Source organism: Blastococcus colisei, assembly GCF_006717095.1.
GTDB lineage: Bacteria > Actinomycetota > Actinomycetes > Mycobacteriales > Geodermatophilaceae > Blastococcus_B > Blastococcus_B colisei.
Genome location: NZ_VFQE01000001.1, coordinates 3,846,034 through 3,865,697, shown reverse-complemented (window position 1 = coordinate 3,865,697; position 19,664 = coordinate 3,846,034). Strand labels below are relative to the sequence as shown.

Sequence of the window (19,664 nt, the reverse complement as noted above, 5' to 3'; positions counted from 1 at the left end):
CTCAGTGGCGGGTGGGCCGGAAGCCCAGCCACGACAGCGAGTCGGCCTCGTCGCGCTTCGGGTCGTGCAGGTCGCGGCTCCACTCGGGCTCGGCGTGCCGGCCGGTACGCAGCAGACCCTCCGGGGTGGCGATCCGCATCGTGCCGGGCACCTCGGGGGCGCTGTGGCGGCCGGAGCGGGGGACGTCCTGGGCGGGAGGCGCGTTCACGACGGCGGCGCGAGCGATCGCCGCGGGCAGCCACGAGGCCGAGGAGGGGCGGGTGGTCATGGTCAGGTGTTCGGACCGGCCGGCGCCCGTCCTGAGGACCGCTGCCCCCTCCCACCCCGGACGGGTGAGGACGAGGCGGTCAGGCCGTGGCGCGACCCGCGTACATGTGACCGGCCGCCTTCGGTGCCGCCTTCTCGTACCAGGTGGTGCGTGCGGTGACGGTCAGCGGGGAGGCGGCGAGCAACGCGTCGACGTCGTTGTCCAGGAGGCATCCGGAGACAACCCTGCTGACCCCGTTGACGCGGCGCTGCCAGCGGACGACGCCCGCATCGGGGGCCAGACCGTGCTCGACGAAGTGCAGGCTCCCGCCCGGCTTGAGGACGCGCGCCACCTCCGCGAGCGCGGCGCCGGCATCCGGGATGCCGCAGAGGACCCAGGTGCAGAGCGCGGCGTCGAAGCGGTCGTCGGGGAGGTCGAGGAACTGCGCGTCGTCGCCGGCGACGACGACCGGAACTGCTGATGCGTCCCGGCGTTCCTGCGACAGGCGCAGCGCCGTCGTCGACGGCTCCACCGCCCACACGCCGGTCACCGCGGCCGGCAGGTGCGGCTGGTTCAGCCCTGCGCCGTAGCCGATCTCCAGGACGTCGCCGGTGAGCCCGGCGCACACCCGGGCCCGCACCTCGCCGGTGATGCGGTCGTCCAGCGCGTAGGCGTGCAGCCGGGGCCGCAGGTGGTTGCCGTAGAGGCCCATCGCCGGAGCATGCCCCGCGGCGCCGCGCGACGGAAGCCGTGGTCCGTCAGGCGGTTGACGCCGGGCGCGGCCGTCGGCACGGTGGGCGTCCGTGCTGGAGGCGGCGGTCGGAGGTGGCTCGTGCCCGTGCTGGAACCGACGGAAGGCCGGCGGCTGACCGCGCTGGGCTCGACGTACACGACGAAGGCCGACGGGGCGGCGACCGGCGGCGCGTACTGGCTGGTCGAGGAGGAGTTCTGGGGCGACAGCACGCCCCTGCACACCCACACCGGCGCGGAGGAGGCCTTCTACGTGGTCTCCGGGCGGGCGGGGGTGTGGATGGACGGCGCGGAGACCGAGGCGGGGCCGGGTGCGTTCCTCCTCGTGCCGCGGGGCACGCCGCATGCGCTGCGGCGGCTCGGGGACGACGCGGTGCGGATGCTGACCGTCGTCTCGCCCGCGGGGATGGAGCACTTCTTCGAGGCCGTCGTGCGAGCGGGGGAGGAGGAGCTGCTGGCCGACCCTGAGCGGCTCGTCGCGCTGGCGGCAGAGCACGGCACCGAGATCGTGGGCGACTACCCGGGCTGACCGGTCAGGCGTGCGCTCGCCGCTCCCCGGGCACAGAGCGCCGGTGCTCATCTACGTGGACGAGGTCAGGGCGCTGCGTTTCGACGACGGGTCGCCGGTGACCGCCGCCTCCGGCATCGCGCCGCTGGGCGCGGGCTGGCTCGTGGCGCAGGACGACGCCACCGTCGCTGCCTGGCTGCACGAGGATTCGGTGACACCGGTGCGGGTGCTGCCGCCCGTGGCGGGCCTCGACCGGTTCACCGAGGCCGCCGGCACCAAGCGCCTCAAGCCCGACCTCGAGGTGGCCTGCCCCGCCGAGGTCGACGGCGAGCCCGCCGTCCTCCTGCTCGGGTCTGGTTCGACGGATCGACGGATGCGTGGCGCCCTCGTGCGACTCGTCGACGGGCAGCCGCAGGTCCAGGTGACCGGTCTCGGTCCGCTGTACGCACACGTCGCCGCCCGGCTCGGCCTGCCGATGGACCAGCTGAACCTCGAGGGGGCGAGCCGGCACGGCGACCTGGTGCGCTGGTTCAACCGCGGCAACCTCGCCGCAGGCGTCTCCTCCGCCAGCGTGGACGTGCCGCTGCAGGAGCTCGTTCCCGTGGTCCTCGGACGCACCGATGCGGCGTCGGTCTCCGTCGGGTCGCCGCGCGTCTACGACCTGGGTGAGGTCGACGGCGTCGGGCTGGCGGTCACCGACGCGGTCACGCTGCCCGACGGCCGGGTGCTCCTGAGCGCGGCGGCGGAGGACAGCCCCAACGCGGTCGACGACGGGCCGGTCGTCGCGACGGCGCTCGCGCTGGTGGACGGCGAGGAGGTGCTGGCCGTCGCGCCGATCCCCGAGGTGGACGGCCACGTGCACAAGGTCGAGGGGCTGGCGCTCCGCGAGGTCCGCGACGGACACGTGCACCTGCTGGCCGTCGTGGACGACGACGATCCGGACACGCCGTCGGCCGCGATCGACCTGCGCGTCGAGCTTCCTAGGTCGTTCCCCCGATAGGGGGAGGTCTGCCTCGGCGCCGTTGCAGGTGCGGCGTCCTCCCGCCGATGTCCCGGGTGCGCGGCCGCATCGGGCGACCCGCCGGACACGAGGACGCCAGCCCCTATGACGAGCCAGCCGACCGCTGTCCCCGCTTCGAGGGAGCGGCGGACCGCGGATAGCGCGGGACGGAGGCTGCGGCTCTCGGCTCACACGGCCTCGGCCGGCCTCGTCGCCGTCCTGCTGGTGCTCACCGTCTTCTCGGTGGGTGCGGCGATCACCAACGCCGCTGCCGCGACCGAGGCAGAGCTCAGCGTCGAGGTCTCGGAGCTGGCGGATGCGGCCGAGCAGTCCTTGGCGATGCAGGAGGAACTCGTCGACGACCTCGTCGTCGAGGACGACGCCGGGACACGAGCCGCGTACCAGGCGGCCGCCGGGGCCACCCGTGAAGCGCTCCGGGGGATCGGCACCGCGCACGGCGAGGATCTGCAGCAGCTGGAGCGCTGGCTGGGGTTGCAGGCCCGGTACGAGGCGACGGTCGCGGAACTTCTCGACGTGGCTCGCACCGACCCGACCGTTGCAGAGGAGTTCGAGGAGGAGCACGTCGAGGTGCACTTCGACGCCGTCGAAGAGGTCGTCCAGGCCGAGGTGTGGGAGCACCGTAGTGCCGCCGACGAAGCGCTGGCCGACCTGCGCGGCGCCCACCAGGTGCTGCTGTGGGTGACGCCGGCCGTGTTCGGTGTCGGCCTGGCGCTGGTCGCCTGGTGCACCACCGTCCTGCATCGCAGTCGCCGCGAAACGGCCGCGCGGGCCGAGGAGAACCGGCAGCAGGCCCTGCACGACGCCCTCACCGGACTGCCGAACCGCACGCTGCTGCGCCAGCGTGCAGCAGCAGCGCTGGACGCGGCAGCCGCGGGCCCGGGAACCGTGGCCCTCATGCTGATCGACCTCGACCGGTTCAAGGAGATCAACGACACGCTGGGGCACGCGTACGGCGACGTCGTGCTGCAGGTCGTCGGCGAGCGGCTGCTGGGTGCGGTGCGGGCCACGGACACCGTGGCCCGGCTGGGGGGCGACGAGTTCGCCATCCTGCTGCCGAACGTGCATGGGGCGGACGCCGCTCTCGAGCTGGCAGCCCGGGCGCAGGCCGCGATGGAGGCTCCCATAGAGGCCGAGGGCGCCACCCTGGACGTCGACGCCAGCATCGGCATCGCGCTCTCGGGGGTGGACGGGGGCGACGTGGAGTCGCTGCTGCGCAATGCCGACATCGCCATGTACTCCGCCAAGGACCGTGGTGTCGGCGTGTGCGTCTTCGACACGGGGCTGGACGACCACAGCCCGGAACGTCTCGGCCTGCTCGGTGAGCTGCGCCGGGCCATCGACTCCGGTGAGCTGGTGCTGCACTACCAGCCCAAGATGGCGATGGTCAGCGAGGAGGTCTGCGGCGTCGAGGCCCTCGTGCGCTGGCAGCATCCCGAGCGCGGGATCATCCCGCCGGCGCTGTTCATCCCGCTCGCGGAGCGCACGCCGCTGATCCACCCGCTGACCCGGTACGTCATCGACACCGCGCTGGCCCAGTGCGCGCGCTGGCAGGCGGAGGGTCGAACGCTGCAGGTGGCCGTCAACGTCTCCGCACGCAACCTGCTCGACGACGGCTTCGTCGACGACGTGCTGGAACTGCTCGTCCGCCGCGGAGTGCCGGCCGCCTGCCTGGAACTGGAGGTCACCGAGAGCGCGATCATGGCCGACCCCGCCCGGGCGCAGCAGATCCTCGGCCGGCTCGCCGACGCCGGCATCACGCTGTCGATCGACGACTTCGGTGCCGGCTACACGTCGCTGGCGCACCTCAAGGACCTGCCGATCCACCAGCTGAAGATCGACCGCTCGTTCGTCGCCTCCATGACCACCGACCGCAGCGACGCGCTGATCGTCCGCGCGGTCGTGGAGCTCGGGCACAACCTCGGCCTGACGACGGTGGCGGAGGGGGTCGAGGACGAGGCCACCTGGCAGCGGCTCCGGGCGGCCGGTTGCGATCTCGCGCAGGGATACCACCTGGCCCGACCGATGCCGGCGTCGGAGCTGGAGGGCTGGTACGACGCCACCCGGGGAGTCCTCCGCAGCTGACGGCACCCGGCCGTCTCGGTGCGGGAGGGGGGAGTCGAACCCCCACGCCCGAAGGCACCAGATCCTAAGTCTGGCGTGGCTGCCGTTACACCACTCCCGCTCAGCGCAGGAGTCTAGAAGTACCCCACGCGGGTGTCGCTGCCGTTCCCGGGCGAGCTGGACCGATGAACGTCTGGCAGGCTGTCGCCGTGCCTCGCGACCCACGACAGATCCAGCTGGAGATCGACGCCGCCCGCGAGTCGCTGGCCGCCACCCTGGACCAGCTGACCTACCGGACCAGCCCGACGCGCATCAAGGCCAAGGGCAGGCTCGCCGTCCAGCGCTTCCTGCAGACGCCCGCCGGCCAGGCCACGGTCGCCGCCGTCGGGCTGCTGGTCACCGTCGTCGTCGTCCAGAAGATCCGGCACCGCAACGACTGATCCGGTGCCCCGGCGCCGCGATCCCGTCGGTCCCGGCCAGGAGTCGGTCTGGGACTACCCCCGCCCGCCGTCGGCGGACCGAATCCCGAAGCGGGTCGTCGTCGAGATCGGTGGCCGCGTGGTCGCCGACACCGTGCGCGCGGTCCGCGTCTGCGAGACCAGCCACCCGCCGGTCTACTACGTCCCCCGCGACGACGTCGCCGACGGCGTGCTCGAGCAGGCCTCGGGCAGTTCGTGGTGCGAGTGGAAGGGCGCGGCGACCTACTGGGACGCCGTCGTCGACGGGCGCCGCTTCCCGGCGGTCGGCTGGTCCTACGAGGACCCCACCCGCGGCTTCGAGCACCTGCGGGGTGCGGTCGCCTTCTATCCCGGCCGGGTCGGCCGGGCGACCCTCGACGGCGAGCACGTCCGCCCGCAGGCCGGTGGCTTCTACGGCGGCTGGATCACCGACGAGGTCGTCGGGCCCTTCAAGGGCGAGCCCGGCACCCTCGGCTGGTAGGCCGTTGACGCACCGAGCGCCCCCTCCGCCATGCGGAAGGGGCGCCCGCCAGGGCCACTCGGTCAGGCGGTGCGGATCAGGGGCATGACCACGGTGTCGAGGACCTCGTCGGCGAAGGCCGTGTCCACGGGTAGCCCGGTCAGGAGCCACCGCTGCACCATCAGGGCACTCGTCGTCTCGGCGATCACCGAGTTCGCCAGGCCCGGCCGGATCTCCCCGCGCGCCTCGGCGCGCGCCCACAGGTCCTCGAACGCCTTCCGCCACACCGCGAGCGGGCCCTCCTGGAAGGCCTGTGCGAGCGCCGGCTGGTGCGGGATCGTGGACAGCAGCGACAGCGTGGCCGCGCCCGACGGGCCGTCGATCATCGCCACCATCTTGTGCATCATCGCGCGCAGATCGCCCTCGAGGGAGCCGGTGTCGACCGCAGCGGCCTCGATGCGGTTGAGGTCGGAGATGGTGTCCACGACCAGGTCCTGCTTGGTCCGCCAGCGGCGGTAGATCGTCGCCTTGCCGACCCCGGCCTCCGATGCGACGGCGTCCATGGTGAGGGAGCCGTAGCCCACGTCCGCGAGCAGCCGCAGGATGGCGGCGCGGATGACTCCGTCGCGACTGGGGTCGCGGGGGCGGCCACCACGGCTCGGGCGGACGACGTCGGCTGTCGGAACGGCGATCATGCGGCTGACCTTAGACAATAAAGCTGGCAACGTTCCAGAACTTCGCTGTCACTTGACTGGCAATCACCTGGACGGGCCGGACGACCGCCGCGCGCCTGCCCGGTCGGGAACGCACCGTGAGTCATCCTGCGTTCGTGGGAACCATCTGCGGCGGTGTCTGTGGATGTCGCCAGAACTGGGAGGTGCCGGGGCCCGCGACCCGCGCCCTGCTGGCGACCTCCATCGGCCACGTGCTGCCGACCGTCTCACGCCTGGCCAAGGCGATGGGCATGACCGTCCACCCGTCGCCGCAGCTCGTCGACATCCGCGACGACCGCGGTGGGCGGCGCCTGGACATGCTCTTCCAGCGGCTCGCCCGCGAGCTCACCGCCGCCGAAACCGAGGCGGTTCGGGTGGTCACCGATCCGCCGGCCGACGGCGCCCCGCTCACCGCCCGGCTGCTCACGGCACCGACCCTGGCCGTGGAGCTGGCTCGCCGCGGCGTGACCGTCGAGGTGGGAGTGCTGGCCGAGGCGGAGTTGTGGTCGGTCTACCAGCCGATCGTCTCCCTCGCCGACCGCTCCGTCGTCGCCCACGAGGCGCTGCTGCGCGGCGTCGTCGACGGCCGCGAGGTCGGCGGCGGTGACCTCTTCTTCGTCGCCGAGCAGGCGGGCTGGCTGCACCGACTCGACCGGATCGGCCGGGAGTCGGCGATCGCCGGAGCCGTGCCCTGGCTCGGGGACGACGACCTGTTCGTCAACTTCAACCCGACCTCCATCTACCGGCCGCAGGTCTGCCTGGTCGGCACCGAGCGCGTCGTCCACGACACCGGGATCGCGCCGGAGCAGCTGGTCTTCGAGGTCGTGGAGTCCCACGCCATCGCCGACCGGGGCCACCTCGTCTCGATCCTCGACCACTACCGGTCGCTGGGCTGGCGGGTCGCCCTGGACGACGTCGGCGCCGGCTGGTCGAGCCTGTCACTGCTGGCCGCCGTCCGGCCCGACGTGGTGAAGCTCGACAAGCGGCTGGTGCAGGAACTGCCCGACGACGGAGCGCGCACGGTCCTGAAGGCCGTGACCGAGCTGGCCCACCAGCTGGGGGCCGTGGTCGTGGCCGAGGGGATCGAGACCGAGCGGCTGGCCGAGGAGGTCACCGCCCTCGGTGCAGACCTGGGTCAGGGCTGGCTGTTCGGCCGGCCGGTGCGGCCCGACCCGCCGGTGGAGGAGCTCGAGGGGCGCTGGCAGCCGGTCACCCCCGCGCGGCGGTGAGGGGTAGCCGCCGCGATCCGGCTGACCGGCGGCGTCAGGGGCAACCGGTGTTCCAGCCGGTCAGGGCGGGCCAGGAGTGCTCGGTGCCGAGGACGCCGTAACGCCCGGTGGCCAGGGGGAACAGCGCGCCGGCCTCGGGTGCCAACCCCAGCCAGCGGGCGGTGAGGATCCGCAGCACGTGCCCGTGCGCGACCAGGACCACGTCTCCGTCGTCGAGCAACGGCCGTACCCGGGCGAGCACCCGGTCGACCCGCTCGGCCACCTGTGCGAGATCCTCCCCGAGGGTCTCCCCGGGCACCGTGCCGTCGGCCCACAGCGACCAGGGGCGACCGAGCTCCGCGCTGATCTCCTTCGTCGTCCGCCCCTCGTAGCCGCCGTAGTCGACCTCGACCAGATCCGGTTCGGTGCGGGTGTCGACCGAGCCGTCGAGCAGCCCGGCCAGCTCGGCGGTGCGCCGGGCCCTGGCGAGCGGGCTCACGAAGGCGTGCGTGAGCTGCCGGTCGGCCAGCACCGGGCGCAGCCGCCGGCCGTCGTCCTCGCCGTCGGGGAGCAGGGGCGGGTCGCTCATCCCGGTGTGCTGCCCGTTCCGGCTCCACTCCGTCGCCCCGTGCCGGACGACCACCACCTCGCCCATGGGGCCTCCTCGATCGATCGTGGCGCCGGTCACATCGCGGGACGACGGGAAGAGCATCACCGGCTGCTGCGCTGGCCGAAGGAGACCCCCGAGCGCATCCGCCCGGGGCCGCCCCCATCCCAGGAGGACCCATGACCACGGTCGCGCCCGCTGACACCTTCTCCATCGGCGGGAACCTCCCTGTCCACCGCCTCGGCTACGGCGCCATGCAGCTGCCCGGCCCGGGCGTCTGGGGCGAGCCGGCCGACCGGGCCGCCGCGGTCCGGGTCGTGCAGGCCGCCGTCGAGCAGGGCGTGGACTTCATCGACACCGCCGACTCCTACGGCCCCGAGGTCAGCGAGCAGATCATCGCCGAGGCGCTGCATCCCTATCCGGAGCAGCTCGTCATCGCGACCAAGGCCGGTCTGACCCGTCAGGGCCCCGGCATCTGGACCGCCGTCGGCCGGCCGGCGTACCTGAAGCAGCAGGTGGAGCTGTCGCTGCGGCACCTCCGGCTGGAGCGGATCGACCTGATCCAGCTGCACCGCATCGACCCCGAGGTCCCGCTGGCCGACCAGCTCGGCGCCTTCAAGGAGCTGCAGGAGCAGGGCAAGGTGCGCCACATCGGCCTCTCCGAGGTCTCGGTCGAGGAACTGCAGGCCGCCCGCGAGATCGTCGACATCGTCAGCGTCCAGAACCTCTACAACCTGATCAATCGGCAGAGCCAGGACGTCCTCGACCACGCCACCGCCGAGGGCATCGCCTTCATCCCGTGGTTCCCGATCGCCACCGGCGACCTCGCCGCACCCGCCAGCCCGGTCGCCGACATCGCCCGTGAACTGGATGCGACGCCGTCGCAGGTGGCGCTGGCCTGGCTGCTGCAGAAGTCGCCGGTCGTGCTGCCGATCCCGGGCACCAAGTCCGTGGACCACCTCACCGAGAACCTCGGTGCGGCGCGGCTGACCCTCTCCGACGAGGACATGGCACGGCTGGACGCCCTCGCCTGACCCTCAGCGGTGACCGGCGGCCACCAGGCCGTCGGCCACGGCCACGGGCTCCCGGAGGGGCGTGCGCCCGGTCGAGGTGACGCGCCTGGCCGGTGCGGTCGGGAGGCCGTCGAGCTGGAGATCCCCGGCCAGGTTCGCCATGCCGATCAGCCGGCGGGTCTCCCGCTGTGCACCCACGATCCGGCAGGCCCGGCCGGCCACGGTCAGCTCCCGGGTGAACCTGGCCAGCGCGTGCAGGCCGGAGCAGTCCCAGAAGCGCGCGCTGCCCAGGTCCACCACGACCTGCCGCGTGCCCAGGCTCCCGGCCTGGGTGAGGACGTCGGCCACGAACGGTGCCGTCGACAGGTCGGCGTCCCCGGTGAGCCGGACGACGACCTGGTCCGGTGCCGGGACGAGCGTGGCGTTGAGCAGGGGCACACATGCCTCCGACGACTGGGACGCGTCGGCCACCCGGACGACGGTGGCCAGTTCCGAGGCTAGGTCGTCTCCCTCTCTTCCACAACGGAGAGCGACCGTTCGATTGCAAGAAGTTTGTGTTGCGGGCGGCGCGCCGTCGATGGACCCCGGCCGCTCACCGCGACGGCGCAGGCGTCACCATGGCCGCGTGGACGCTGAAGACTTCCGCCAGATCCGGGACGCCGTGCGCCAGCTGGTCCGCGACTCCGTCGTGCCCCGCGAGGAGCAGATCGAGGACGAGGACCGCATCCCCGACGACCTCCGGGCGCAGGCGGCCGACATGGGGCTGTTCGGCTACGCGCTCCCCGAGGAGCACGGCGGCCTGGGCGTGACCATGACCGAGGACGTCCAGCTCGCTTTCGAGTTCGGCTACACCACCCCGGCGTTCCGGTCGCTGTTCGGTACCAACAACGGCATCGCCGGGCAGGTCATCGCCAAGTTCGGCACCGACGAGCAGAAGAAGAAGTACCTGCCGCGGCTGGCCGACGGTTCCATGATCGGCTCCTTCGCCCTCACCGAGGCCGAGGCCGGCTCCGATCCGGCCGGCCTGCGGACGACGGCCCGCCGCGACGGCGAGGAATGGGTGATCAACGGCAGCAAGCGCTACATCACCAACGCGCCGATCGCCGACCTGTTCGTCGTCTTCGCCCGCAGCAATCCCGACGAGCGGGGTGGCCGCGGCATCTCCAGCTTCGTCGTCGAGACCACGACGCCCGGCGTCAGCGTCGGCCCCAAGGACAAGAAGATGGGGCAGTCGGGCGCCTGGACGGCCGAGGTGTTCTTCGACGACGTCCGCGTGCCCGCCGACGCGCTCATCGGCGAGGAGGGCCGGGGGTACGCGAAGGCGCTCACGGTGCTCTCCCGCGGCCGCCTGCACATCGCCGCCCTGTGCGTGGGCATGGCGCAGCGGGTGCTCGACGAGTCGGTCGCCTACGCCGCGACCGCCAAGCAGGGCGGCGCCCCCATCGGCCGGTTCCAGCTGGTCCAGGGACTGATCGCGGACATGCACGCCGAGCTGCTCGCCGGCCGGAGCCTCGTGCGCGAGGTCGCTGCCCGGTACGACAGCGGCGAGGACATGTCGATCGGCCCGTCGTCGGCCAAGCTCTTCTGCACCGAGATGGTCGGCCGGGCGACCGACGCGGCGGTGCAGGTGCACGGTGGCATGGGATACCTGCGGACGACGCCGGTGGAGCGGTTCTACCGCGACGCACGGCTGTTCCGGCTCTACGAGGGCACCAGCGAGGTGCAGCGGGTGATCATCGGCAGCGGCCTGCTGCGCGAGGCCGGCATGGCCCGTGGCTGACCCGGCGCCCGGGTTCGTCGCGGCGCCCTAGTGCCGTGTCAGGCAAGGTTCGCCCCGGTGGGGCGGTGCCTGATCCTCGCGGCGGGTGCCGGCGAGCGACTCCCCGGAACCGGGACCGGTTCCGGGGCGGGCCACGGCGGGCCAGATGGACCCGCCGCCGCGTCCCACCGGATCGGTGGAGATCGGCCGGCCGGGGGCCGGCTGATCAGTCCGCGGCGGGGATCACGCCGGGACCGGCCGGCACCGGGCAGGTGCCGGCCGGCTCGACGGTGCGTGGTCACCGGCGACGAACCGCCGACGACAGGTCCACCACCGGTGCCGCCACCGGCGACGGCGGTGGTGCGGGTGGCGATGTTGGCGGCACCGACCAGATCGCGGTGCCCGGTGAACCGGCAGTGCCGGCAGTCAAAGACCCGCCCCCGCGGCTTGGCCACGCGGGCGGCGCAGGACGGGCAGGTGGAGGAGGAGGTGCCCCGCTCGTCGACCAGCTCGACGGCGATGCCGGCCTGTGCGGCCTTGTCGGCCAGCGCCCGCAGCAGGTCACCGACGGCCCAGTCGCGGACGGCCTTGTTCTGCCGCCGCCCGGCGTCGCGGGCCAGCACGCCGCGCGGATCGCCCACGGCCAGGGTGCCGACCCGCTGCCCGACGGCCCAGGACACGACCGCCTTGGCGGCTTCGTGCCGGGCCTGACCGAGTCGCCGGCGGTGCCGGCCCTCCAGCACGCGGCTGCGCCGGCGGAACTGCTTCCACCGCCGGGAGCCGCGCTGCCCTCGGGCCGGGGCGCGTCGGGCGGCGGCGCGGGCGCGGGCCTTGGCCTCGGCCAGGTGCAGCCGGTGCTCGGCCCGCAGCGCCCGCCCCGACACCAGCAGCGCCGCATCCGGCCCCTCGCCGCCGCCGGGAGCGAGGACGGCGTAGGGATGGATGATGCCCAGATCCACGCCCGCGACCCGGTCCGGATCCGGGCCCGCCCCCGCCGGGTAGACCGCGACCGGGACCTCGGCGGTGACCTCCAGGCACAGCCGCCGCCCAGCACACGTCAGCCGCACCGAGCGCACCTGTTCCGCGGGGTACGGGAGCGGGCGGGCCAGCCGCACCCACAACGGCGGGCGGCCCCGGGCCACCGGCAGCCGCACCCGCCCGCCGGTCACGGTGAAGGTGCCGGCGTAGAAGCGGACCGGCACCAGCCCCCGCCGCCGCCGCGGAAACCGCGCCGTCTCGTCGCCGGCCCGGCGGCGTCGGGCGGCGCTCATCCACGCATCCGAGTAGGCGCGCAGCACCGACCGGGCGCCCACGGTGGACAGTTCACCGAAGGCGCCCTCCCCGGCGGCGGCCAGCTCCCGGCACAGCTCCTGATAGCCCACGATCGGCCGGTCACCACGCTGCCGGCGCCAGCGGTTGAGCAGCAGCACCGCCGCCCACACATCCCCACCCGACCGCAGCAGCCCGAACAGCCGCCGCCGCTGACCGACCGTCACCCGCAGCGCCACCCGCGCCGTCCGGTACACCACCGGTGGCGCGGACGACTCCCGACGACGAGGCACACCCGCACCATGCCCCACACCACCGACACAACGACGACGGCACCGACGAGGCGAACGTTGCCGGCCGCGGTACTAGCCTTCGCGCGGGTCGGGGGCGTTGGCCGGGTCGCCGGACGGATCGAGGGAAGGCCCGCCCGCAGGGCGCAGGAGCGGGCCCGGCGCACCTTTGCCGCGTCCCAGGGCGGCGACGAACTGCGCCAGCACCTCGTCGCTGCGGTGCACCGGCGTCCACCCCAGCAGCCTCCGCGCCCGGGAGGTGTCGAGGGCGGGCACACCGGTGCCGATGTCGAGCCACCCCGGCTCGGTCGGGACGACGTGTGCCGCGAAGGCAGCGCTCAGTGCGGTCCGCAGCGCGACGGCGGGGACCGGGATGCGCACGGTGCCGAGCGCGCGGGCGATGGCGTCGGAGTCCAGCAGGGGCTCGGCGCCCAGGTTGAACGGGCCGGGGGCGCGGTGGTCCAGCATCCGCTCGAGGGCATCGGCGACGTCGTCGGCGTGGATGAAGGAGACCGCCACCTTCGGCAGCGGGAGGGGAAGCAGCTTGGCCACGGCGCCGGGCAGCAGGCGGGCGGCGCCGAACACCAGCGGCCCGAGGAAGTAGCGGCCGATCTCGCTGCTCGCCTCGGGCTGGAGGACCAGCGTGGGGCGGGCGACGGTGAGCGTGGTGCCCGGGTGCCGCGACAGCACCTCCCGGACCACCCGTTCGGCCTCGGACTTGTCCCGGCTGTACTGAGCGCTCGGGATCCCGGTCGTCGGCCAGTCCTCGGTGACCTTCTGCCCGACGGCGCCGGCGGCGTAGGCGCCGATCGAGGACATGTGCACGAACTGCCGCACCCCGGCTGCCGCCGCGGCCCGCACCACCCGGCGGGTGCCCTCGACGTTGACCTGGCGGAGGTCGTCGGGACGGCGTCCGGGCTGCAACGCCCAGGCGAGGTGGACGACGGCGTCGACACCGTCCAGGAACTCCGCGAGGACCTCCTCGCTGGCGGCCTCGCCCAGGTCGGCGAGGTGCCAGCGCACCTCGCTGTACGGCTCGGTGTCCGGTGGCTGCCGCCGCGCGAGACCGCGGACCTCGGCGATCCCCGACCGCGGCGACGTCAGCCGGCGCAGGAGCGCGGTGCCCACGTTCCCGGTGGCGCCGGTGACCGCGACCGTCATGCCCTGGAGATGATCGGGGGAGAGCTCAGCCATGGTCTGCCGCTACCCGACGCGTCCTGCGCCAACCGGGGCCGCAGGTCTCAGCGGAGTGAAGCCCGCGCACGGGAACGCCAGCGGGCTGGTCACCCGGCGATCCTGCCGCTCAGTCCGGTCCCAGGCGAGCGGTGTCGGCCGGCCCCGCCGGTGTGTCCTTCAGCTCGACGAAGAGCACGTGGGTCGGGGTGTCGCCGATGTTCTCCCCGCTGTGCACCTGCGCCGGCAACCAACCGGTCAGGCCCGCCGGCATCTCCACGTCGCGGTGGGCGTCCCCCGAGCGCAACCGCCGCCGGAATGCACTCAGCGTGTGCATGACGCTGTCCGGGTGCTGGTGCGGGGTCGTGGAATCGCCGGGTCGGTCGGTGTACTCCAGGACGCGCACCCGGTCGTTCTCGTAGACCACCGTGTAGCGCTCGGGGTTGCTCTGCACCGGGTCCAGGCTCATGGCCGTCACTGTTCTCCGGCGACGGCGCCGTGACCAGGCTCCGCGACGCCGCTCAGGCCGACCGGGCGGGGGCCCCGACGACGTCGTCCAGGGCCTGGCCGCGCCGCTCGGGCAGCCACCGGGTGGCGATGCCGCCCAGGACGAAGAACGCCGCGAACGTGCCGAAGACCAGGCCGGTGCCACCCGCATCCAGCAGCGGCGGCACGCACAGCGGTGCGGCGATGGACGCCAGCCGGCCGAACCCTGCCGCCGCGCCGGCTCCGGTCGCCCGGAGGACCGTCGGGTAGACCTCCGGCGTCACCGCGTAGAGCGCGCCCCAGGCGCCGAGGTTGAAGAAGGACAGGACCATGCCGGTGAGCAGGACCGCGGTCTCGCCGTCGGCCGCCGCGAACAGGCCGGCGCCCAGGGCGGAGCCGGCGAGGAAGGTCGCGAGCGTGGCGCGCCGTCCCCACACCTCGATCAGGTACGCGGCCACCGCGTACCCGGGCAGCTGGGCCAGCGTGATGACCAGGGTGTAGCCGAACGACCGGACCAGCGAGAAGCCGTTCGCCACGAGCAGGGTCGGCAGCCAGATGAAGGCCCCGTAGTAGGCGAAGTTGATGCTGAACCAGACGACCCACAGCGCGGCCGTGCGCACTCGCGTGGCCGCGGCCCACAACGCGCCGGGGCCGGGGGCCTGCGCCGGCTCCGGCAGCGGCGACTCGACCGGTGCGACCCCGGCGGCCCGCTCGAACCGGCGGACGGCCGCCTCGGCCTCCTCCACGCGGCCGCGGGTCTCCAGGAAGCGCACCGACTCGGGCAACCCCAGCCGGACGACGACGGCGTACAGCGCCGGGAGCGCGCCGATCGCCAGCGCCCAGCGCCAGCCGTCGTCGCTGCGGGGGACCACGAAGTAGCCGATCAGCGCCGCCAGCGTCCATCCCACCGCCCAGAACGCCTCGAGCAGCACGACCACGCGACCGCGCACGCGGGCCGGCGCGAACTCGCTGACCAACGTGGACGCCACCGGCAGCTCGGCGCCGAGGCCCAGGCCGATGAGGAAGCGGAACACCAGCAGCGCGCCGACCGACCAGGACAGCGCGGCGGCACCGGTCGCCAAGCCGAAGATCAGCAGCGTGATCGCGAAGACCTGTCGCCGTCCGAACCGGTCGGCCAGCAGGCCGCCGAGCGTGGCGCCGAGCGCCATCCCGGCGAAGCCGATGGAGCCGATCCAGGACAGCTCGGTGGGGGAGAGCTGCCACTGCACGGCGAGCGCGGCCATGACGAAGGAGATGAGCCCGACGTCCATGGCGTCGAGCGCCCAGCCGAGCCCCGAGCCCACGACCAGCCGGCCGTGCTCACGGGTGAAGGGAAGCCGGTCGAGCCGTTCGGCCCGGGGGAGCGGAGCGTCGGTCGCCGTCATCGTTCCTCAGGTGGTGCGGACGTGGGCGGTGACCAGCTCCGCGACCCGGTCGGGAGCCAGTTCGGGGATCCAGTGCGGAACGTCGTCGAGCACCTCGAGCCGGTAGGGGCCCTCCACGAACTGCGCGGTGGCCTCGGTGGCGGCCCGCCCGAGGAAGGCGTCGCGGGTGCTCCACAGGTGCAACGTGGGCACGCGGACCTTCCCCACCGGGTCGCGCCCGCTCCAGGGCAGGGCCCGGTACCAGCCGAGCGCCCCCGACAACGCCCGCGGCTCGCACATGCGGGCGACATAGCGGTCGACGGCGTCGTCGGGGAGCCCGCCATGGCGCAGCACCCGGCGGAGAGCCGCGCCGTCGCCCGCGAGCATCAGCCGCTCGGGCACCATCGGCAGCTGGAACAGCCCCACGTAGGAGGAGCGCAGCGCCTGGTCGCTGGTCACCATCGCCTTCGCCATCGCCCCCGGGTGCGGCACCGAGATCGCGGTCAGCGTCCGCACCCGGTCGGGGTGCCAGGCGGCCAGCGCCCAGGCGACGAGGCCACCCCAGTCGTGACCCACGACGTGCGCGCTATCGAGCCCCGCGGTGTCCAGCAGGGCCAGGACGTCACCGGTCGTCTCCCGCAGCCGGTAGTGGGCCCGGCCCCGGGGACGGGCCATGGGGGAGTAGCCCCGCTGGTCCGGCGCCAGGGTCCGGAGTCCGTGCTGGTGCAGCGCCGGCGTCACCCGGTCCCAGGCGGTCGCGTCCTGCGGGAAGCCGTGCAGCAGGACGACGGGATCACCGTCGGAGGGACCGGCGTCGAGGACGTCGAAGGTCAGGCCGTCGCGGCGGAAGCTGTCCACCTCCCAGATGCTGCCAAAGTGCGGGAGCGGTGTCGTGAGGAGTGGTGTCGTGACGAGCGGGGGCCGGAGGCTGCGTCGCGACGAGTGGGGGCCGGAGGCTCCCCGAGGAGCGACGCGGAGCCGCCCCGCGAGGCGGCGTGACGAGCGGGGCCCGAAGGGTCCCCGACGAGGGCCGAAAGGGGCTCAGCGCAACCGGGGAACGCCCCCTGGCCGCGGTCGTCGACCGGTAGGGAGACAATGAGGCATGGAGCTCATCGTGCTGGTCGACGACGACGGGCTGGCCATCGGCACCATGCCCAAGCCGCTGGTGCACCACGGCGAGACACCGCTGCACCGCGCGTTCTCCGCCTACCTGTTCGACGACGCCGGCCGCCTGCTCATCACGCGCCGGGCGGTGGACAAGGCGACGTTCCCGGGGATGTGGACCAACACGGTCTGCGGGCACCCGGGCCCCGACGAGGACGACGCCGACGCGATCGCCCGGCGCGCGCGGTTCGAGCTCGGCCTCGGGGTGGCCGACATCCGGCCTGCGCTGCCCGGGTACCGCTACCGCGCGGAGTTCCAGGGCGTCGTCGAGAACGAGATCTGCCCGGTCTACCTGGGCCGCTTCACCGGCTCGCCCGAGCCCGACGCCTCCGAGGTGGAGGAGTGGGAGCTGCTGGACTGGGCCGGATTCCGCCGTCGGCAGGAGTCCGAGGGTGACGCCTGGTCGCCGTGGTGCCGTGAGCAGGCGCGCATGATCGAGGACGCCGGGCTGGTGCCCGCCGCCTGATCGATCAGGCCGACGCCAGTTCTCCGGTCGAGCCGGAACGGCCGAGGTCGACCGGCCGGGGGCGGAGGTGCGCCGCGACCAGCGACGCCGACATGACGGCGCTGACGGCGTCGGCCTCGATCGGCCGCGAGAACAGGTAGCCCTGCGCGATGTCGCAACCGAGGGCGGCGACGGTCTCCGACTGCTGGGTGGTCTCGACCCCCTCGGCCACGGTGAGCAGGCCCAGGGTCCCGGCCAGCTCCACGATCGCGCGGGTGATGACGTCGTCGTGGGCGTCCCGGCCGAGCCCGTCGACGAACTCGCGGGCCACCTTCAGCATGTCGATCGGGAAGCGGCGCAGGTAGGCCAGCGACGAGTACCCGGTGCCGAAGTCGTCGATCGCGATCCGCACGCCCAGACCCTTCAGCAGCCACAGGGTCGCGGCCGCGGCGTCACGGTCGTGCATGAGGACGGTCTCGGTGATCTCCAGGACCAGGCGGTGCGGCTCGAGCCCGGAAGCGGCCAACGCGGCGCTGACCTGCTCCACGATCTGCTCGTCGGCGACCTGGCGGGCCGAGAGGTTCACCGTCACCAGCAGGTCCTCCTGGTCCGGCGACTCGGCCACCCAGAGGGCGGCCTGCGTGCAGGCGTCGCCCAGGACCAGCTCGCCGATCCGCGTGATCAGGCCGCTCTCCTCGGCCAGGCCGATGAACTGGTCCGGCGACCGCAGCCCGTCGACCGGGTGCTGCCAGCGCACGAGCGCCTCGGCGCCGATCGGGCGCCCGGTGCGCATGTCGATGAGCGGCTGGTAGACCGTCCGCAGCTCGCCGGCGTCGATCGCCGCGGCCAGCTCGGCCGTGGAGTCCTTGCGGGTGGACGTGGTGTTGCCGAGGCCCGGCTCGTAGACGATGAAGTCGTTGCCGCTCGAGCGCTTGGCCGCGTACATCGCGACGTCGGCGTGCCGGACGAGGGTGCCGGCGTCCGGGACATCGTCGCCGAGGGCGACACCGATGCTGGCCCCTACGGTCGTCACGACGTCGGCGCCGAGGAGCACAGGGACGTCGAGCTGCGCGCGGATGCGTTCCACGACCCGCGCCACGCCGAACCGGTCGATCGGGCCGTTGAGCAGGACGACGAACTCGTCGCCACCGAGCCGGGCGGCGGTGTCGGCCGGCCGCAGGCAGCCGCGCAGCCGGTCGGCGACCGTGCGCAGCAGGACGTCGCCGGCCTCGTGGCCGTAGGTGTCGTTGACCGGCTTGAACCCGTCGAGGTCCAGGTAGAGGACGGCCGGCGCGACTCCGGAGCGCCCCGCGCTGTCGACGGCGTGCCGCACGCGGTCGAGGAACAGGGTGCGGTTGGGCAGCCCGGTCAGGGGGTCGTGCAGGGCCTGGTGCCGCAGCTGCTCCTTGAGGTCGGTGACCTGCCGGAGGTTCTCCTCCAGGCGGCCGCGCTCCAGCGAGGTGGCGACGTGGCGGGCGAAGGTGTCCAGGAGGGCGAGGTCGCGCGAGGTGAAGGTGGTGACGTCGCCGATGCGACCCCCGACGAGCAGCAGGCCGTGCACCCGGTCCTCGGTGCGCAGCGCCGCGGCGACGGCGTCCTTGAGGCCGCGGTCGGCGGCGTAGCTGTCCAGCTGCGCGCCCGGCCCGGTGCCGGTCCGCGTGGTGAGGGCACCCGACGAGGTGGCCAGGCGCAGCAGCCGGTGGTGGTCGTCCGGGTCGTCGAGCGGGGCCATGACGATGGGCTCGGTGCCTTCGCGGCTCCGGCTCACGGTGGCGCCTTCGCGCCCGGCGGGGCCGAGCAGGACGAGTTCGGCCATCTCGGCCCGGAAGGCCGAGCGCACCGAGTCGAGGAAGTCGCCGAGGGCTTCCTGCGTGTCCCCGGCGTGCAGGAGCGAGGTCACCTCGTGCAGCAGGCGCAGGTTGTCCTGCTGCTCCTTCGCGCCGGTGTAGGCCCGATAGGCCACGACGATGAGCAGGGTCGGCAGCGTCAGCAGCGCCAGGGAGGCCGGGTCGTTGACCACCGTGCGGGCGACCACCAGTCCCATGCCGGCCGAGCCCAGTGCGAACGGAACGGACAGGCCGAGCAGTTCCACGAGCTTCGCCGTGTCGATGCGGCCCTCGAGGATGGTCATGATGCCGAAGATGCACAGGTCGGCGGTCAGCGTCGCCGTCAGGACGGCAGCCAGAGCGGCCACCCAGTCGAGCCGTTCGCCGAGCACACCCGAGAGGCTGTGGAAGACGATCAGCGCCATGGCAGCGCCCAGGGCGTACTCGGCGACGTTGAAGGCGAGCTTCAGCCCGCGCTGACGCCGGTGCAGGACCAGGGCAGCGCCCGATCCGAGCGCCATCGCGGTCACGAGTTGGGTGGGGGTGGCCAGGAAGAGGGCGACGGCCAGTACGAGGTCGCCCATGGAGAAGCTGTGTGCGTCCCGCTTCCACTGCCAGTGGACGACGAGCACCTCGCCCAGGGCGAAGGCGGCCGCCCAGAGCACCCACGGCAGGTTCAGGGCCGTGGGGGCTCCGGGAAGCGGGTGGACGACGATGACGAACAGCGCCACCGCGGCCACTGCCACGGTCGCAGTGAGCAGCATGATCCGCTGGGACGGGGTGAGCCGGCCCAGGAGGGTGATCTGCACGGCGTCGGAGCCGTTCGTCATCGTCGTCATCAG

The 19,664-nt window shown here is 73.5% G+C and carries 20 protein-coding genes and 1 tRNA gene; 9 read left to right on the top strand and 12 right to left on the bottom strand.

Annotated elements, in window-relative coordinates:
• Position 1: 1 nt before the first annotated feature.
• Together FHU33_RS18345 and FHU33_RS18340 are read right to left on the bottom strand one after the other, a co-directional pair.
• Complete coding sequence (locus tag FHU33_RS18345) at positions 2 to 268, bottom strand: hypothetical protein (RefSeq protein ID WP_142026663.1); 267 nt, start codon at positions 266 to 268, stop codon at positions 2 to 4.
• Between the two features lie 79 nt (positions 269 to 347).
• Positions 348 to 959 carry a class I SAM-dependent methyltransferase gene (locus tag FHU33_RS18340; RefSeq protein ID WP_142026662.1) on the bottom strand — a complete coding sequence of 204 codons (612 nt, stop codon included), beginning with the start codon at positions 957 to 959 and terminating at the stop codon, positions 348 to 350.
• Positions 960 to 1,085: 126 nt separating this feature from the next.
• Here FHU33_RS18340 and FHU33_RS18335 point away from each other — a divergent pair, with 126 nt between their 5' ends.
• The 3 genes from FHU33_RS18335 (at position 1,086) to FHU33_RS18325 (ending at position 4,608) form a co-directional block, all read left to right on the top strand.
• Entirely contained in the window at positions 1,086 to 1,526 is a 441-nt protein-coding gene (locus FHU33_RS18335) for a cupin domain-containing protein (protein ID WP_170182518.1), read from the top strand.
• A 43-nt stretch (positions 1,527 to 1,569) separates the two neighbouring features.
• Positions 1,570 to 2,505, top strand: a complete 936-nt coding sequence (locus FHU33_RS18330) for a DUF6910 family protein (RefSeq protein WP_142026660.1) — start codon at positions 1,570 to 1,572, stop codon at positions 2,503 to 2,505.
• A 105-nt stretch (positions 2,506 to 2,610) separates the two neighbouring features.
• The gene (locus FHU33_RS18325; protein WP_142026659.1) at positions 2,611 to 4,608 is read left to right on the top strand and encodes a putative bifunctional diguanylate cyclase/phosphodiesterase; all 1,998 of its coding nucleotides are present in this window, start codon (positions 2,611 to 2,613) and stop codon (positions 4,606 to 4,608) included.
• A 19-nt stretch (positions 4,609 to 4,627) separates the two neighbouring features.
• On the opposite strand, the gene FHU33_RS18320 is transcribed toward FHU33_RS18325, so the two are convergent.
• Positions 4,628 to 4,708 (bottom strand) — tRNA-Leu (locus tag FHU33_RS18320).
• A gap of 64 nt (positions 4,709 to 4,772) precedes the next feature.
• Here FHU33_RS18320 and FHU33_RS18315 point away from each other — a divergent pair.
• Positions 4,773 to 5,027 (top strand): DUF3618 domain-containing protein, encoded by a 255-nt coding sequence (locus FHU33_RS18315; RefSeq protein ID WP_246063825.1) that lies wholly within the window; start codon positions 4,773 to 4,775, stop codon positions 5,025 to 5,027.
• Between the two features lie 4 nt (positions 5,028 to 5,031).
• Positions 5,032 to 5,526: a DUF427 domain-containing protein gene (locus tag FHU33_RS18310; protein WP_142026658.1), complete on the top strand. Its 495-nt coding sequence runs from the start codon at positions 5,032 to 5,034 to the stop codon at positions 5,524 to 5,526.
• Positions 5,527 to 5,588: 62 nt separating this feature from the next.
• Here the strand turns inward: FHU33_RS18310 and FHU33_RS18305 are convergent, their stop codons facing one another.
• On the bottom strand, positions 5,589 to 6,200 hold the full coding sequence (locus tag FHU33_RS18305) for a TetR/AcrR family transcriptional regulator (RefSeq protein ID WP_142026657.1): 612 nt from the start codon (positions 6,198 to 6,200) through the stop codon (positions 5,589 to 5,591).
• Positions 6,201 to 6,382: 182 nt separating this feature from the next.
• On the opposite strand from FHU33_RS18305, the gene FHU33_RS18300 reads away from it, so the two are divergent.
• On the top strand, positions 6,383 to 7,447 hold the full coding sequence (locus FHU33_RS18300) for an EAL domain-containing protein (RefSeq protein ID WP_246063823.1): 1,065 nt from the start codon (positions 6,383 to 6,385) through the stop codon (positions 7,445 to 7,447).
• A gap of 34 nt (positions 7,448 to 7,481) precedes the next feature.
• Here FHU33_RS18300 and FHU33_RS18295 read toward each other — a convergent pair whose 3' ends face one another.
• Positions 7,482 to 8,081 carry a histidine phosphatase family protein gene (locus FHU33_RS18295; protein ID WP_142026655.1) on the bottom strand — a complete coding sequence of 200 codons (600 nt, stop codon included), beginning with the start codon at positions 8,079 to 8,081 and terminating at the stop codon, positions 7,482 to 7,484.
• Between the two features lie 131 nt (positions 8,082 to 8,212).
• Here FHU33_RS18295 and FHU33_RS18290 point away from each other — a divergent pair, with 131 nt between their 5' ends.
• Positions 8,213 to 9,067 carry an aldo/keto reductase gene (locus FHU33_RS18290; protein ID WP_142026654.1) on the top strand — a complete coding sequence of 285 codons (855 nt, stop codon included), beginning with the start codon at positions 8,213 to 8,215 and terminating at the stop codon, positions 9,065 to 9,067.
• Positions 9,068 to 9,070: 3 nt separating this feature from the next.
• On the opposite strand, the gene FHU33_RS18285 is transcribed toward FHU33_RS18290, so the two are convergent.
• Complete coding sequence (locus FHU33_RS18285; protein ID WP_170182517.1) at positions 9,071 to 9,517, bottom strand: STAS domain-containing protein; 447 nt, start codon at positions 9,515 to 9,517, stop codon at positions 9,071 to 9,073.
• A 154-nt stretch (positions 9,518 to 9,671) separates the two neighbouring features.
• Here FHU33_RS18285 and FHU33_RS18280 point away from each other — a divergent pair, with 154 nt between their 5' ends.
• Positions 9,672 to 10,826 (top strand): acyl-CoA dehydrogenase family protein, encoded by a 1,155-nt coding sequence (locus tag FHU33_RS18280; RefSeq protein WP_142026652.1) that lies wholly within the window; start codon positions 9,672 to 9,674, stop codon positions 10,824 to 10,826.
• Between the two features lie 38 nt (positions 10,827 to 10,864).
• Here the strand turns inward: FHU33_RS18280 and FHU33_RS18275 are convergent, their stop codons facing one another.
• From FHU33_RS18275 to FHU33_RS18255, 5 genes are all read right to left on the bottom strand, one after another.
• Positions 10,865 to 12,367: an RNA-guided endonuclease InsQ/TnpB family protein gene (locus FHU33_RS18275; protein ID WP_142026651.1), complete on the bottom strand. Its 1,503-nt coding sequence runs from the start codon at positions 12,365 to 12,367 to the stop codon at positions 10,865 to 10,867.
• 72 nt (positions 12,368 to 12,439) lie between these two features.
• A complete protein-coding gene (locus FHU33_RS18270; RefSeq protein ID WP_142026650.1) occupies positions 12,440 to 13,558 on the bottom strand; it encodes an NAD-dependent epimerase/dehydratase family protein in 1,119 nt (372 codons plus the stop codon).
• A gap of 109 nt (positions 13,559 to 13,667) precedes the next feature.
• On the bottom strand, positions 13,668 to 14,006 hold the full coding sequence (locus FHU33_RS18265; protein WP_142026649.1) for a cupin domain-containing protein: 339 nt from the start codon (positions 14,004 to 14,006) through the stop codon (positions 13,668 to 13,670).
• A gap of 52 nt (positions 14,007 to 14,058) precedes the next feature.
• A complete protein-coding gene (locus FHU33_RS18260) occupies positions 14,059 to 15,408 on the bottom strand; it encodes an MFS transporter (RefSeq protein WP_142026648.1) in 1,350 nt (449 codons plus the stop codon).
• 6 nt (positions 15,409 to 15,414) lie between these two features.
• Entirely contained in the window at positions 15,415 to 16,245 is an 831-nt protein-coding gene (locus tag FHU33_RS18255; protein ID WP_142026647.1) for an alpha/beta fold hydrolase, read from the bottom strand.
• A gap of 244 nt (positions 16,246 to 16,489) precedes the next feature.
• On the opposite strand from FHU33_RS18255, the gene idi reads away from it, so the two are divergent.
• Positions 16,490 to 17,017: an isopentenyl-diphosphate Delta-isomerase gene (idi, locus tag FHU33_RS18250; RefSeq protein ID WP_142026646.1), complete on the top strand. Its 528-nt coding sequence runs from the start codon at positions 16,490 to 16,492 to the stop codon at positions 17,015 to 17,017.
• A 4-nt stretch (positions 17,018 to 17,021) separates the two neighbouring features.
• Here the strand turns inward: idi and FHU33_RS18245 are convergent, their stop codons facing one another.
• Entirely contained in the window at positions 17,022 to 19,661 is a 2,640-nt protein-coding gene (locus tag FHU33_RS18245; RefSeq protein ID WP_142026643.1) for a putative bifunctional diguanylate cyclase/phosphodiesterase, read from the bottom strand.
• Between the last annotated feature and the right edge of the window lie 3 nt (positions 19,662 to 19,664).